Annotated in this window: 11 protein-coding genes and 1 rRNA gene; 9 read left to right on the forward strand and 3 right to left on the reverse strand. The window is 69.8% G+C overall.

Annotation, left to right across the window (positions count from 1 at the left end):
- Positions 1–80: ribosomal RNA gene (locus Q9R02_RS15250) — 16S ribosomal RNA — on the reverse strand; the annotation flags it as partial.
- 326 nt (positions 81–406) lie between these two features.
- Here Q9R02_RS15250 and Q9R02_RS15255 point away from each other — a divergent pair.
- Entirely contained in the window at positions 407–877 is a 471-nt protein-coding gene (locus tag Q9R02_RS15255) for a phosphatase domain-containing protein (RefSeq protein WP_305997564.1), read from the forward strand.
- Between the two features lie 25 nt (positions 878–902).
- Here Q9R02_RS15255 and Q9R02_RS15260 read toward each other — a convergent pair whose 3' ends face one another.
- Positions 903–2,147, reverse strand: coding sequence for an MFS transporter (locus Q9R02_RS15260; RefSeq protein ID WP_305997565.1), 1,245 nt, complete (start codon positions 2,145–2,147; stop codon positions 903–905).
- A 64-nt stretch (positions 2,148–2,211) separates the two neighbouring features.
- Between Q9R02_RS15260 and Q9R02_RS15265 the strand changes: the two genes are divergently transcribed.
- From Q9R02_RS15265 to Q9R02_RS15300, 8 genes are all read left to right on the forward strand, one after another.
- Entirely contained in the window at positions 2,212–3,102 is an 891-nt protein-coding gene (locus tag Q9R02_RS15265) for a LysR family transcriptional regulator (RefSeq protein WP_305997566.1), read from the forward strand.
- 54 nt (positions 3,103–3,156) lie between these two features.
- Positions 3,157–3,777, forward strand: coding sequence for a class I SAM-dependent methyltransferase (locus Q9R02_RS15270; protein WP_305997567.1), 621 nt, complete (start codon positions 3,157–3,159; stop codon positions 3,775–3,777).
- A 105-nt stretch (positions 3,778–3,882) separates the two neighbouring features.
- Positions 3,883–4,998, forward strand: a complete 1,116-nt coding sequence (locus Q9R02_RS15275) for a PP2C family protein-serine/threonine phosphatase (protein ID WP_305997568.1) — start codon at positions 3,883–3,885, stop codon at positions 4,996–4,998.
- Complete coding sequence (locus Q9R02_RS15280) at positions 4,995–6,944, forward strand: glycosyltransferase family 2 protein (protein ID WP_305997569.1); 1,950 nt, start codon at positions 4,995–4,997, stop codon at positions 6,942–6,944. Before Q9R02_RS15275 ends, Q9R02_RS15280 begins: the two co-directional genes overlap by 4 nt.
- Positions 6,941–7,273 (forward strand): STAS domain-containing protein, encoded by a 333-nt coding sequence (locus Q9R02_RS15285; RefSeq protein ID WP_305997570.1) that lies wholly within the window; start codon positions 6,941–6,943, stop codon positions 7,271–7,273. Before Q9R02_RS15280 ends, Q9R02_RS15285 begins: the two co-directional genes overlap by 4 nt.
- Positions 7,263–7,676: an ATP-binding protein gene (locus Q9R02_RS15290; protein ID WP_305997571.1), complete on the forward strand. Its 414-nt coding sequence runs from the start codon at positions 7,263–7,265 to the stop codon at positions 7,674–7,676. Before Q9R02_RS15285 ends, Q9R02_RS15290 begins: the two co-directional genes overlap by 11 nt.
- 120 nt (positions 7,677–7,796) lie before the next feature.
- A complete protein-coding gene (locus Q9R02_RS15295; protein ID WP_305997572.1) occupies positions 7,797–8,354 on the forward strand; it encodes a hypothetical protein in 558 nt (185 codons plus the stop codon).
- Complete coding sequence (locus Q9R02_RS15300) at positions 8,351–11,251, forward strand: ATP-binding cassette domain-containing protein (RefSeq protein WP_305997573.1); 2,901 nt, start codon at positions 8,351–8,353, stop codon at positions 11,249–11,251. Before Q9R02_RS15295 ends, Q9R02_RS15300 begins: the two co-directional genes overlap by 4 nt.
- Here the strand turns inward: Q9R02_RS15300 and metH are convergent.
- Complete coding sequence (metH, locus tag Q9R02_RS15305) at positions 11,241–14,864, reverse strand: methionine synthase (protein WP_305997574.1); 3,624 nt, start codon at positions 14,862–14,864, stop codon at positions 11,241–11,243. The genes Q9R02_RS15300 and metH overlap by 11 nt on opposite strands.
- Between the last annotated feature and the right edge of the window lie 24 nt (positions 14,865–14,888).

Here is a 14,888-nt window from a genome sequence, read left to right on the forward strand (position 1 = left end):
GCACCCCTTCATCGTTCGACTTGCATGTGTTAAGCACGCCGCCAGCGTTCATCCTGAGCCAGGATCAAACTCTCCATCAGAAAATTCAAAACCCGGCAAACACCAACCACCACGGGGTGATGAATTGGCATCCACCAAACAAAACATTTGGTATCAAAAAAACATGACACACTATTGAGTTCTCAAACAACAGACTGCTCTGCGATACTCACCGAGGAACTCATTCATTCCTTCAGGCTTTCCCGCCGCAACCCTTCAATCCTAACCCATCCCCGCCCTCCCCCGCAAATCCGTTTTCCCCTTCCGGAATCACACCGGAAGGGAATTCGAATTCCCAGAAGAAACCCCCGCCAGCACCCCGGAAAAGGGCACAGGAATAGTGAAAGAATTTCACAGGGAAGGAGAATTGAAGACCGCCGCCAGAACCGGAGACCGGCCCGGCAACCCGATCAACTTTACACACTCCGAACCCACCACGCAAGTCCACCGGCAGGTGGCTCTTCCACTCCACGACATTCAGCAGATGGACACCCCCAGCGGCATACGGCGGCCTCCCTTGCGCGAAGCGATGATCTTCGACGTCGACGGCACGCTCTGCGATGTCCGAAGCATCAGGCATCATGTGTCGCCTCCCCCCGGGTCCACCTCATTCAAGGCGGACTTCGACGCATTCCACGGCGCATCGATCGACTGTCCTCCCCATGAGGCGGTGCTGGAGCTGCTTCTTCGGGCCCACGGTGCCGGACTCGCCATCTTGGTGGTTACCGGCCGGGCCGAGAAGTGGTCATTCGTGACCACGATGTGGCTGGGAGAGCACGGGATCCCGTTCGACGAGCTGATGATGCGGCCCCGCGGCGACTCCCGGCCGGCTGACTGAGTGACGCGTTGCCGGAGCTGTACCGTCACCCGCCCCGGCGATTCAGAGCCGCAACATTCATGACCATCACCACGGCGAGTGCCCCTGCGATGCCGAGCGTCATGCCCCGCCATCCGGCGCCGTCGAACATCACACCGAGCAGCCAGCCCAGGAGGGACGAGCCCGCGTAGTAGGCGATGTTGTACAGCGCACTGGCCTGGCCCCGGAACTCGGCACCCGCACTGGCTCCGACGGTGGCCACGGCGGCCGCGTGGGCCATGAAGTTGCCGGCCGTGAAGAGCAGCAGCCCGGCGATGATGGCGGGCAGTTCCTCGACGGCCAGCACGGCCGCTCCCGAGAGCATCGCCGCCAGGCCCAGGATGCTGGTCCTGGCGAAACCCCAGCGGGTGAGCCACCGGCCGGCCAGCCGCGAGGACAGAGTCCCGGCGAAATAGGACAGGAACACCAGGGCTGCCAGCGCCGGCGGGATGAGAAACGGGGCCGCCTCCAGGCGGAAGGTCAGGAAGTTGAACACGGCGACGAAACTGCCGGTCACCAGGAACGCCTGCAGATACAGCGCAAGGAGCCGCCACGACGACAGCGCCAGCCGGATCCGGCTCCACTGCCGCTCCCTGGGGCGCACGCCCGCCCTCGTCCGCCGCTCACCCGGCGCCAGCAGCAGGAATCCTGCGGCAGAGAGCAGACTCACCAGGCCCACCCCCAGCAGAGCGCCGCGCCAGCCGATCCAGGCACCCAGCGGCCCGGCGACCAGGCGGCCGAGCGCTCCCCCGACCGTGGTGCCGGAGATGTAGACCGTGGCAGCCACGGCCGCCCGGGCCCCGGACAGCTGCTCGTACACATACGCGACCGCGAGTACCGGGACGCCGCCCACCACCAGGCCCATCAGGAAGCGGATGCCCAGCAGCGAGCCCAGCCCGGGGGCCGCCGCCGTCGCGAGCCCCAGCAGGACCGAGCCGGACACGGCGATCCGCATGGAGGTGAGCCGTCCGAGCCGGTCCGCGACGGCGGCCCACAGAAGGACGCCGACGGCCAGTCCGCTGGTGGCCGCGGAGACGGTGAGCGCGGCGCTCGACGGCGCGATGCCGAGTTCGCGCGCCAGGCCGGGCAGAACGCCCTGGATCGCATAGAGCTGCGCGAAGGCCGCGACGCCGGCAGCCAGGAGGGCGCCCATCATGCGGCGGTAGCGGCGGTGCTCCGCCGCAGCAGCCTGTGCGCCGTTGCTCGGCTGCCTGGGGCTGAGGGAGGGGATGTCCGCAAGGTGCGTGCTCACTCTTCCGACGGTACTCACGCATCAGGGTTATGACTAATGTCACTTGTCCCTAGACTTATTCACTATGGATATGAATCCGGCATTGCTGCGCCATCTGCTCCCCCACCTTCCGGTGCTCGCGGAGCTCGCCCGGACCGGATCCGTGACCGCTGCGGCCGATGAACTCGGCATCCCCCAGCCGTCCGCCAGCCGTTCGCTCGCCCGTCTTGCCGAGCTGGCCGGCGTGCCGCTGGTGCACCGCGCCGGCCGAGGGGTGGCTCTGACCGAGGCCGGGAGTGCCCTGGCGGAGGTCGTCTCCCGGGCACTGGCATCGGTGGAAGACGGCCTGGCCGCCGCGCGGGCGCAAGGGCTCGCGGAGGACGCGACAATCCGGGTGGCCTATCAGAACGTGCTCGGTGAGAGCTACGTGCCCCGAGCGATCGCGCGCTTCCGGACGCGGCGGCCGAAGGTGCGGTTCGAGCTGATGCATGGGGCCCGGAGCGGATGCATCCGCTGGGTGCGTGACGGCGTGGCTGATCTGGCCGTCGTCGCGGACCCTCCATTCGTGGAGGACCTCCACACGGTGGAACTGTTCACGGAGCCTCTCGTGGCGACCATGAGCCCTCAGCACCCCTTGGCACACGCAGGCCGCGCCGTCACCGTGGACGATCTCCGGACCCAGGATCTGATCGTGCTGCGCCGCGGGTACGGCCTGCACGATTCGATGCACCGGATCCTCGGTGTGCAGGGCGAGATCCCCAACACCGCCTTCGAAGTGGATGACACGCGGGACGCCCGTGGTCTCGCCGCGGCCGGGCTGGGCATCGCCGTGCTTCCCCCGCACCGGGGCGGCTCCGGCGTCGAGGTGGCCGAGGTCGCCATCGACCACCCGGCCGCCAAGCGCGTGATCGGCGTGGTGACGCCGTCTTCGAGCAGCGGGCTGGTGGACGAATTCGTGAGCGTCTTCCGGAGCTGAGTGGACGCCTGCAGGATGATGCGGCGGCCCGGTCCACGGAGTACCGTCCGGAGCATGGGCTGGTGGACAGAGCGGGTCGTCCCGCGCATGGTGGACCGGGCGTTGCGGGGCCCGGAGGTGGCGCCGTACCGGCGCACGGTGTGCGGCGGATTGCACGGGACCGTTCTGGAGCTCGGCTTCGGCAGCGGCCTCAACATCCCCTATTACCCGCAGGAGGTCCAGCGGGTCCTGGCCATCGAGCCATCGGACACCGCATGGGAACTCTCCGCGGAACGCCGCGCCCGATCGTCCATCCCCGTGGAGCGAGGCGGCCGCGACGCCCAGCTGCTGGACTTCGACGACGCGAGCGTCGACGTCGCGCTCTCCACCTTCACGCTGTGCACCATTCCGGACCCCGCGGCCGCCCTCGCCGAGGTGCGCCGCGTTCTCAGACCCGGCGGAACGTTCCACTTCGTGGAGCACGGCCGCTCGCCGGATGCCGGCGTGGCCGCCTGGCAGAACGTCATGAGCCCCGTGAACACCGCCTGCGCCGGCGGTTGCCATCTGACCCGGCAGATCGACCGGCTCGTCATCGATGCGGGGCTGAGCATGGAGAACCTCGACGTGGGCTACCTGGCCGTCCCCGCGCCCATGTCGCAGCGTTACGGATTCGTGGGGGTCGCCCGCCGTCCGTGAAGGTCTCAACCTGCATTCACGACAGGATTTGTCTAGAATTCTGTTGACGAATGTCAAGGGAGAGGTATGGCTGACGAGGGGAAACGACAAGCGGCAATCGAGAGGATGGGGATCCTCGACACCCCTCCGGACGAACGCGTGGACCGGGTGACGCGGCTGGCGAAGGAGATGTTCTCGGTCCCGATGGTCAGTGTCAACCTGCTGGACAACGCGCGGCTCTGGTCGAAATCGCAGATCGGCTTCCGCGGTTCCGAGATGCCCCGGGAGTACTCCTTCTGCGACAACACCGTGCGGCAAGACCGCACCGTGGTCATCGAGGACGTCAGCATCGACCCGATGTTCGCCCGCAACCCGTTCGTGCTGGGCGATCCGCACCTGCGATTCTACGCCGGGCACCCGCTCCACGCGCCCGGCGGCGAGGCCATCGGCACGCTCTGCATACTGGACACCCAGCCACGGCAGTTCACGGAGTCCCAGAGTTCCCTGCTGAAAGACCTGGCCTTCTGGGTGCAGGCCGAGCTCTCCCGGGACCAGGAACTGGATCACGCCCGCGTCATCCAGCGTGCCATGAGCCCGCAGCGGCACCCGTCGGTTCCCGGGTACACGCTCGCCGCCGGCGCGTTCTCCCGCGGGAAGCTCTCCGGCGATTTCTACGATCTGATGCTTCGCGGCGACGCGCTCCGGGTGACTCTCGCCGACGCCATGGGGAAGGGCGCCGGCCCGGCGCTGGTGGCGGCCGGCGTGCGAGCCTCCCTGAGGACCGCGCCCGAGCGGTCCCTGGCCGCGGCCATCGCGGAAGCCGATCTCCTGGTCGAGGAGGACATGGGAGACATGGGGATGTTCGTCACGGCGGTGCACGCGGACATCTTCCCGGCCACCGGCCGCGTGGAGCTGATCGACGCAGGCCACGGCCTGGCGTTCATCATCCGCGCCGACGGCGGCCGGCAGCACCTCCGGTCCTACGGCCTGCCGCTGGGCATGGGGACCGGCACAGTGGAGGAGCACGAACGGATCACCGGGCGCCTGGCCCCGGGCGACACCTTCATCTGCTGCAGCGACGGCCTCCTGGACGTCCTGGACCCGGACGACCCGTTCGGTCAGGTCGAAAGAGCCATCCGCGAACTCGGACCGGAAGGCACCGTCGACGAAGCGTTGCGCCTGGCCCGCGGCGAACGCGCCACGGACGACATCACGGCCCTGGTCATCAGGCGGGACCGATGACGGCGCGCTTCGTCCTCATCCGCATCCTGGCGGTCCTGTCCGTCCTGTTCGGGGTCAACTACATCGTCTGGCGCTGGCTGGCCTCCGTGGACTGGTCCGCCTGGTGGATCGCCGTCCCGCTCGTCCTGGCCGAGACGTACAGCCTGTTCGACACCCTCCTCTTCTCCCTCACCATGTGGCGCGCCCGTGACCGCCCCGAGCCGTCGTCGGCCCCTCAGGGCACGGTGGACGTCTTCATCACCACCTACAACGAACCGCTTGAACTGGTGATGGCCACCGCGCGGGCGGCCCAGCGCATCGCCCACCCGCACACCACCTGGATCCTGGACGACGGCGCGCGGACCGACGTCGAACACGCCGCCCGGGAAGCCGGCGTCGGCTATCTGACGCGCTCCGACGACTGGATCGGCAAGCCTCGGCACGCCAAGGCCGGGAACCTCAACAACGCCCTGTTCGAGACGGACGGCGAGTTCCTCCTGATCCTGGACGCGGACCAGGTGCCGGACCCGCTGATCCTGCACCGCACGCTGGGGTACTTCGCGGACGACCCCGACGTCGCGCTCGTCCAGACCCCTCAGTGGTTCAGCAATGTGGATGACGCCGACCCGCTCGGCAGCCAGGCGCCCCTCTTCTACGGCCCCATCCAGCAGGGCAAGGACGGCTGGAACGCCGCGTTCTTCTGCGGTTCCAACGCGGTGCTGCGGCGCGAGGCACTCATGCAGCTCGGCATCGTGGGATACGTGCGGGACGTCACCCAGTCCACGCGGAAGACCCTGCGCGTCGCGGAGAGTCTGATCGTCCGGGAGGCCCGGATCACCGAGGACCCGGACCTGCGCGTCGAACTGAACTCGCTGGGCGCGGAGATCACCCGCGCCCAGGACGCCGTCGCAGCGGGGACTCCGCTCGCCCAGGCGACCTACGAGCTGGGCCACGCCGTGGACGGCGCGGCCCAGCGGCTGCTCGCCCGCGACTTCGCCGGGATCAGGGAGGACCTGGAGGTCATCGCGCAGCTCCCCGTGGAGCGCGACGCCCAGCTGGATCTGGTGGTGGTGGACGAGACCCGGCTGGACCGGCTCGCCACCGCCCGGCTCTCGCCCCTGGGCGCCATCGAGGCCGTCCGGCAGTTGCTGGACGCGCTCCGCATCGACCGAGGCGAGGAGGCCCAGCCGGTCCTGCCGTTGGCCACCATCTCCGTCACGGAGGACATGGCGACAGCGATGCAGCTCCACGCGCTCGGCTGGAGGAGCGTCTACCACCATGAGATCCTGGCGCACGGCCTGGCGCCCGAGGACCTGCGGACCATGCTGACCCAGCGCCTCCGCTGGGCCCAGGGGACGCTGCAGGTGATGCTGCGCGACAACCCTTTGGTCAAGAAGGGCCTCAACGCCGGACAGCGCCTGATGTACTTCGCCACCATGTGGAGCTACCTCTCCGGTTTCGCGGCCCTCGCCTACCTCGCGGCGCCTGTCATCTATCTGGTGTTCGGGGTGCTCCCGGTAACCGCGTGGAGCGTCGACTTCTTCGCACGGTTCCTCCCGGCGTTCCTCGTCAACCAGTTGCTCTTCCTGGTGGTGGGCAAGGGGATGAAGACCTGGCGAGGCCAGCAGTACTCCCTGGCGCTCTTCCCTGTGTGGATCCAGGCCTGCTGGACCGCCGTGGCGAACGTGGCCTTCGGCCGCCCCTTGAACTTCGCGGTGACCAAGAAGGACGGACGCGACACCCGCGGCGTGCCGTGGCGGCGGATCTGGCCCCAGCTCGCCGCGATGGCGGCCCTGGTCATCGCCCTGGTCATCGGGGTCGTCCGGGTGGTGGCCGGAGCAGCGGACGACGTCGGAACCCTTGTCAACGCCGTCTGGGTCGCCTATGACCTGGCGGTGCTCAGCGTCATCATCGAGGCCGCCCGGTACCGGGGTCCGGCCGTTGCAGCGACCGAAGGAGATTCATGAACCTCACCACGAACGACCACGACGGCTTTTCCGTCATCTCGATCGAAGGCCGCCTCGTGGCCGCCGGTGCGCCGCAGCTCCGCCTTGCCGTGAACCAGCTCATCGAGGCCGGCACCGTGCGCGTGGTGGTCGACCTCGGCAGGACGGAGTTCATCGACTCCTCCGGGCTCGGCGCCCTCATCGGCGGCCTGAAGCGGGCACGCGTGGCCGGCGGGGATCTGCGCATCGCCGCCGTGCCGGACGCGGTGCGGGCCGTGCTGCGCCTGACCAACCTCGACCGTGTCCTCGGCGAGCACTCGACGCCGGAGACGGCATTCGATGAGCGGTGACGGGGTCACCGTGAAGATCGGTGGACTGGCCACTCCGGCGTTCGTCGAAGACGTCCTCGACACGCTCGATTCCCTCTGGGAGGCCACGCCGTTCGTGCCGGATGAGGACAGGACGCTGTTCATGCTCGCGGTCAGCGAGGTGACCACCAACATCGCCCAGCATGGCGGCGACGGGGTGCACGTCGAGGCTCAGTTCTCGGTGGACGGCAACCAGCTGATCGCGCTTCTGAGGGACACCGCTCCCCCGGCGGGGCTCGACCCGGGACCCGCCGTCATGCCCGGCACCGACTGCGAGTCGGGGCGCGGACTGGCTCTCACCCTCGCGGTGCTGGATGACTTCCAGCATGACGGCGCGGGTGACGGGAACGTCTGGACGCTGCGCCGGACGTTCTCCCGGGCGTAGCGGCGGACGACGACGGCGCGCACGCGCCCCGGGCGCCCTCAGACGCGTCTGACCCGGGCCGACGTCGTCATACAACGCCACGGCGGCAGGATCCGGGCCGTCGCGCCCTACCCTTGACTCGTGACTTTGACTGATTTCCGCACCGCCGCCGCGAGCACCCTCGCCGGCGCAGCCCTCCTGTTCTCCCTCGCCGCGTGCTCCACGCCCGCAGCGTCCTCCTCTTCCTCCTCCCCGGCCCCTGCCGGGACCACATCCGCCGCAGCCGATGCCGCCTGCACCTCCGGGGTGAAGGTCATCGTGAACTCCGGGGCCCTCAAGCAGACCGCCACCGACGTCGCCGGCAGCTGCATCCCCGTGGACGGCCCGACCCTGGCGTCCAAGGTCCTCGAGCAGGCCAAGGTGACCGTGGCCGGTACCAAGGCCTACCCGAAGGACGTCGCGTGCCGCGTCAACGGCGTGCCCGCGGCGGACTTCGACATCACCCACAAGGGCGGCACGTACCGTGAGGACTGCCAGAAGATGCCGGCCTCCTTCGCGTACTGGTCCCTCTGGATCAAGCCGGCCTCCGGCGCCTGGGGCTACGCACAGGAGGGCCTGAGCACCCAGAAGGTCACCCCGGGCCAGAGCCTGGAGCTGCTCTTCGTGGTCGACGGCGCACCGGCCGCCCCCGCGGCGTGACCTTCAGGCCCGCGCCGCTGCGCGCCGGAGCGGCCCTCGCCCTCCTGTTCGTCGCGGCGCGGGTCCTCTACCGCATCCTCTTCAACGGAGTGGGCACGGGTGACACCGTCCTGCTCAACCTTCCGGCACTCCCTCTGCCGGACCCCTTCGCCTCGGTGACGTTCCTGGGGCCGGTCACGGCGGAGGGCCTGGGGGACGCGGTCCTCTCCGCACTCCCCATCGCCGCCACGATCCTCGCCTTCGGTGTTCTGAACTCCCTGGTGGACGTGGCCCGTGGTTTCCGGCTCCTGGCCCGTGGCGGCCCCCTGCAGGGCGTGGCCCGGATGCTCGTGGTGGCGTGGGCGGCCCTGCCGGCCCTGTCCGACGCCGTCGCCTCGGTCCGACTGGCCTGCCGGCTCCGCGACGAACGTTTCGGCCCCCGTGCCCTGGTCCCGATTCTGGAACGCACCCTGGACCACGCGAACCGCGTGGCCGCCGCCCTGGAGCTGCGCGGCTTCGGAAGCACCTCACCGCGCCGGCTCTCCGCATCCGGTGAGCCGGTCCTGGTCCGGGACGCCGCGTTCGCGATCGCCGCGACGCAGATCCGCGCCGTCTCCTTCTCCCCCGCACCCGGGACCATCACGGTCCTCACCGGTCCCACCGGATCGGGCAAGTCCACGGTTCTGCGCGGGCTGTGCGGGCTCCTCTCCCACGTCGACGGCGGCGCGCTGTCCGGGACGGTGCGGGTCGCCGGGGCGGATCGCGCCTCCGTCCCGCCGCGGGACACGGCTCGGAGCATCGGCGTCGTCCTCCAGAATCCCCGCGCGGCGTTCGCCTCCACGCGGGTCCGCGACGAGATCGGCCTGGCCCTCGAACTGCGCGGGATGCCGGCCGCTGCCGCCACTGCGCGGGTTCTGGAGGTCGCCGAAAGCATCGGCGTCGCCGCTCTCCTGAACCGCGACCTCGCCACCCTCTCCGCCGGTGAGGCGATGCTCGTGGCGATCGCGGCCGCCGTCGTCGATCACCCTGCGCTCCTCCTGGTGGACGAACCGCTGGCCGATCTCGACACCGATGCGCGACGGCGCGTGATCGGGGTCCTCGACGCCCTTGCCCACGGGGCGGGCGTCTGCGTCGTCGTCGCGGAGCACCGCGCGGAAGCGCTGGTTCCCGTCGCCGATGCGTGGTGGACCTTCGACGACGGTGCGCTGGTCCCCGGCGAGGCGCCGTCGCCGGCATCCACCGTGGCTCCCGCGGCGGCGGCGATGCACGGAGCCGAGGCCGAAGCCGTGCTGACCGTTTCCGGACTCGCCGTGCAGCGCGGCGGCACGTCACTGGTGCGCGACGCATCACTGAGCCTGCAGCGGGGCGAGATCGTGGCACTGGTGGGGCCGAACGGTGCCGGGAAATCGTCGCTGCTGGTGGCACTGGCACTGGGCGAAGGGACGGCCGCGGGTGGCCGGCGGGTCGCCCTGGTCCCGGACGCCTCCGACGATCTGTTCACCCACGACACGGTGGCCGGCGAACTGCACGCCGCCGACCGTCGGCTCGCCAAGGCCCGGCGCCGTGCGCGTGGGGACCGGGCGGATGATCCAGCCGCGGCCCCACGTGCCGGATCCGCCGCCGCGCGGCTGGCGCTTCTGAGGGGCACCGGCCGCATGCCGTGGGGCCCTGAGCATCCCCGGGATCTCTCCGCGGGTGAGCGGCGGATCCTGGCCATCGCACTGCAGACCGTGGACGATCCCGGAGTACTGCTGCTCGACGAGCCGACCCGCGGGCTCGACGCCGAGGCGCGGGCCGCCGTGACGGCCGCCCTCCAGGTGGCGGCGGACGCGGGCGCCGCGGTGCTGATCGCCACCCACGACGGCGGCTTCGCCCAGGGGCTCGGCGCGAGGATCCTGCCGATGCGGGACGGAGTGGCGCCCTCCTCGAGCCCGGCCGGCGAGGCGGCCCCCGCCCGTGCGGACGCCGCGTCCGCGGCCGGCGCCACCACCCGTTTGTGGGTCCCGGCTCCCGCCGAGACCGCGGGCCCAACCGCCCGCGGCGCTGCCCGCCGCCGCTTCCGGATGCCCCGCGCCGCGGAGCTCACCGTCCTGGCGGCGGCGAACCTGCTGGCGCTGGTCGCCTTCTGCTGGCCGCTCGTGGCAGCGGCGCTCCCCGAGGATGCCGCCGCGGCCACGCCGTACGCGGCATTGGCGATCATCCCGGTGGCGGCGATCGCCGTCGTCGTGTCCCTGGACGGTTCGGTGCGCTCCGCTCACACCGTCGCGCTGCTCGGTGTGCTGGCAGCGATCGGCTCGGCGGTCCGCGTGGCGAGCACCGGCGTCGGCGGGGTGGAAGCCGTGTTCATCCTGCTGATCCTGGGCGGACGCGCCTTCGGGGCACGTTTCGGGCTGCTGCTCGGCGCCGCCACCATCGCGCTGTCCAGCGCCCTGTGGGGCGGGATCGGACCGTGGACGCCGTTCCAGATCTTCGCCTGCGCCTGGGTGGGCGCGGGCGCCGGGCTGCTCCCCCGGCACGTCCGTGGGCGTGCGGAGATCTGGATGCTGTGCGTGTACGGCGCGCTGGCGTCCTATGCTTTCGGGCTCCTGACCAATCTGTGGTTCTGGCCGTTCGCCGTCGGCGCCGGGACCGGGATCTCATACGTTCCGGGCGCGCCACTGGCCACCAATCTGGGCAGCTTCCTGCTGTATTCCCTGCTGACCTCGACGGCGGGCTGGGACACCCTGCGCGCCGTCACCACGATCGTGGGGATCTCCCTGGTGGGGCGGGCCGTACTCGCCTCGCTGCGGCGTGCAAAGCCGGTCTCGGCCGCCGCGGCCCACGGAAGTGTCTCCGCAGGTCACGGCCACGGTGGACGCGGCCGGGCCGCGAAGGCTCAGCCCGCGTCCACCGGGGACCGGCACAGCCTCACACCTTGAAGTACTTCGCCTCCGGGTGGTGGAACACGAACGCGTCCGTGGACTGCTCGGGGTGCAGCATCAGCTCGTCACTGAGGATCACGCCCATGCGCTCGGCCTTCAGCAATTCCATGACCTTGCGGCGGTCCTCCATCTCGGGGCACGCCGGGTAGCCGAGGGAGAAGCGGGCACCGCGGTAATCGAGCTTGAACAGGCCTTCCTTGTCCGCGGGCTCCTCGGAGGCGAAGCCGAGTTCCTCGCGGATCCGGGAGTGCCAGAACTCGGCCAGCGCCTCGGTGAGCTGCATGACCAGGCCGTGGACCTCGTAGTAGTCGCGGTACTGGTTCGCGGCGAACATCTTGGCGGTGAACTCGTCGATCTTCGCGCCGGCCGTGACCAACTGGACCGGCAGGACGTCCACCTGGCCCGACTCCCGGGAACGGACGAAGTCCGCCAGGCAGAGGTGCCGGTCGCGGCGCTGGCGGGGGAAGTCGAAGCGCAGACGCTCGGTACCGAGTGCGCCTTCCGAGCCCCCGTCCGGGGCCAGCAGCCCCGGCACGCCGAGCACGCCGTCGGGGTCCTCACCATGGTGGAGCACCACTACCTGGTTCCCGTCGGCGACCACCGGGAAGTAACCGTAGGCGATGGACGGATCGATCATGCCCTCGGCGAGGATGCGGTCCAGCCAGTACCGCAGGCGGGGACGGCCTTCCTTCTCCACGAGTTCCTCGTAGCTGGCGCCGCCTTCACCACGGCCTGGCTTCAGGCCCCACTGCCCCATGAAGGTGGCGCGCTCGTCCAGGAACGCCGCGAAATCGGCCAGCGCCACACCGCGCACGATCCGGGTTCCCCAGAACGGCGGAGCGGGCACAGGATTGTCCGCCGCAACGTCGGAGCGTCCGGGCATCGCCTCAGGTTCGGTCAGGGTGAGGCCGCCGCCGGCACGGTGGATGCGCTTCTTCAGCGGCGGGAGATTCACCTCCGCCGGATCGGCGCCGCGGGCGATCTGGACGAGCGGCTCCATGAGGGCCAGGCCCTCGAAGGCATCCTTGGCGTAGCGGACCTCGCCGTCGAACATGCCGGCCAGGTCATCCTCCACATAAGTGCGGGTCAGGGCGGCGCCGCCGAGGATGACCGGCCACTTCTTCCCGAGCCCACGGGACGTCAGCTCTTCCAGGTTCTCCTTCATCACCACGGTGGACTTCACCAGCAGACCGGACATGCCGATCACGTCCGCGTTGTGCTCCTCCGCCGCGGCGATGATGTCCGCGATGGGCTGCTTGATGCCGAGGTTGATGACCTTGTAGCCGTTGTTGGTGAGGATGATGTCCACCAAGTTCTTGCCGATGTCATGGACGTCGCCGCGCACCGTGGCGATCACCATGGTGCCCTTACCGGAGGCATCGGACTTCTCCATATGCGGCTCCAGCAGGGCGACCGCGTTCTTCATGACCTCGGCGGACTGGAGCACGAACGGCAGCTGCATCTCGCCGGCGCCGAAGCGCTCACCCACCACCTTCATGCCTTCCAGCAGGTGGTCGTTGATGATCCCCAGCGGGGTCATGCCCTCGGATCGCGCCAGGTCCAGGTCCTCCTCCAAGCCCTTGCCCTCGCCGTCGATGATGCGGCGCTGGAGGCGTTCACCGGTGGGCAGCGCGGCCAGCTCCGCGGCGCGCTGGTCGCGCAGGGCCGCCGTGTCCACCCCGGCGAAGAGGTCCAGCATGCTGGCCAGCGGATCGTACGTGACGTTGCCGTCGGCGTCGTACTCGCGGCGGTCCCACACCAAATCCAGCGCCACCTTGCGCTGTTCTTCCGGCAGGGAGGCGAGCGGGACGATCTTGGCGGCGTCGATGATGCCGCTGGAGAGGCCCGCCTGAACCGCCTCGTGCAGGAACACGGAGTTCAGCGCCATGCGGGCGGCCGGGTTGAGGCCGAAGGAGACGTTGGAGACGCCGAGCGTGGTGTGGATGCCGGGGTACTTGGTGGTGATCTGGCGGATCGCCTCGATGGTCTCGATGCCGTCGCGGCGGGTCTCCTCCTGGCCGGTGGCGATGGGGAACGTCAGAGCGTCGACGATGATGTCCTCGACCCGCATGCCCCACTCGCCCACCAGGGCGTCGACCAGCCGGGAGGCGATGGCCACCTTGCCCTCGGTGGTGCGGGCCTGGCCCTCCTCGTCGATCGTCAGGGCGATGACGGCGGTGCCGTGCTCCTTCACGAGCGGCATGATGCGGGCGAAGCGGCTCTCCGGTCCCTCCCCGTCCTCATAGTTGACGGAGTTGATGACCGGGCGCCCGCCGATGAGCTCCAGGCCGGCCTGCAGCACGGGCGGCTCGGTGGAGTCGATGACGAGCGGGAGGGTGGAGGCGGAGGCGAAACGGGAGACCACCTGCTTGATGTCGGCGACGCCGTCGCGCCCCACGTAGTCGATGCAGACGTCCAGAAGGTGGGCGCCCACGCGGATCTGCTCGCGGGCGATGTCCACACAGTCGTCCCAGCGCTCCTCCAGCATGGCCTGGCGGAACGCCTTGGAGCCGTTGGCATTGGTACGCTCACCGATGGCCAGGTAGGAGGACTCCTGATCGAAGGAGACGTGCTGGTAGAGGGAGGCGATGCCGGCGTCCTGCTCACTGGGCGTCCGGCCGCCCGCGCCCGGCTCACGGAAGGGCGCCAGGCGTTCGACGACGGCGGCGAGGTGCTCCGGCGTCGTACCGCAGCAGCCGCCCACCAGGCCGAGGCCGAACTCGCGCACGAACTGCTCGTGCGCCGTGGCCAGCTCGGCGGGCGTGAGCGGGTAGTGGGCGCCGTTGGCGCCGAGCACCGGCAGGCCGGCGTTGGGCATGCAGGCGATCGCGACGGTGGACTGCTTGGAGAGGTGACGGAGGTGCTCGCTCATCTCCTCCGGGCCGGTGGCGCAGTTCAGGCCGATCGCATCGACGCCGAGCGGTTCCAGCGCGGTGAGGGCGGCGCCGATCTCCGAGCCCATGAGCATGGTGCCGGTGGTCTCCACCGTCACCTCCACGAAGATGGGGAGGCGGACGCCGCGGGTCACGATGGCCTGCTTGCAGCCGTTGACGGCGGCCTTGGTCTGCAGAAGGTCCTGACTGGTCTCGATGAGGAAGGCGTCCGCCCCGCCGTCGATGAGGCCCTCGGCCTGAAGCGCGAAAGTCTGCTTGAGGTGGTCGTAGCTCGTGTGGCCGAGGCTGGGGAGCTTGGTGCCGGGGCCCATGGAGCCGAGGACCCAGCGCATCCGGCCGTCCATCTGCTCCGCCGCTTCCGCGCGTTCCCGGGCGATGGCGGCACCCTTGTGGGCGAGCTCCTCGATGCGGTCGTCGATGCCGTAGTCGGAGAGGTTGGACCAGTTGGCGCCGAAGGTGTTGGTCTCCACCGCGTCGATCCCGACGGCGAAGTAGGCGTCATGGATGTCCGCGATGACGTCCGGGCGGGTGTCGTTGAGGATCTCGTTGCAGCCTTCGTGACCTTGGAAATCCTCCTCCAGGGACAGCTCGCGGCCTTGCAGCATGGTGCCCATGGCCCCGTCCGCGATGACCACCCGCTGGTTCACCGCATCCAGGAGGGCCTGGGCACGAGCGGGGCGGGGAACGGAGTCGATGTCGAGTGCGAAACGAGCCATGGCACCAGACTACGGGCGCGCCCC

It is taken from the genome of Arthrobacter horti (assembly GCF_030731045.1).
Taxonomy (GTDB): domain Bacteria; phylum Actinomycetota; class Actinomycetes; order Actinomycetales; family Micrococcaceae; genus Arthrobacter_E; species Arthrobacter_E nanjingensis.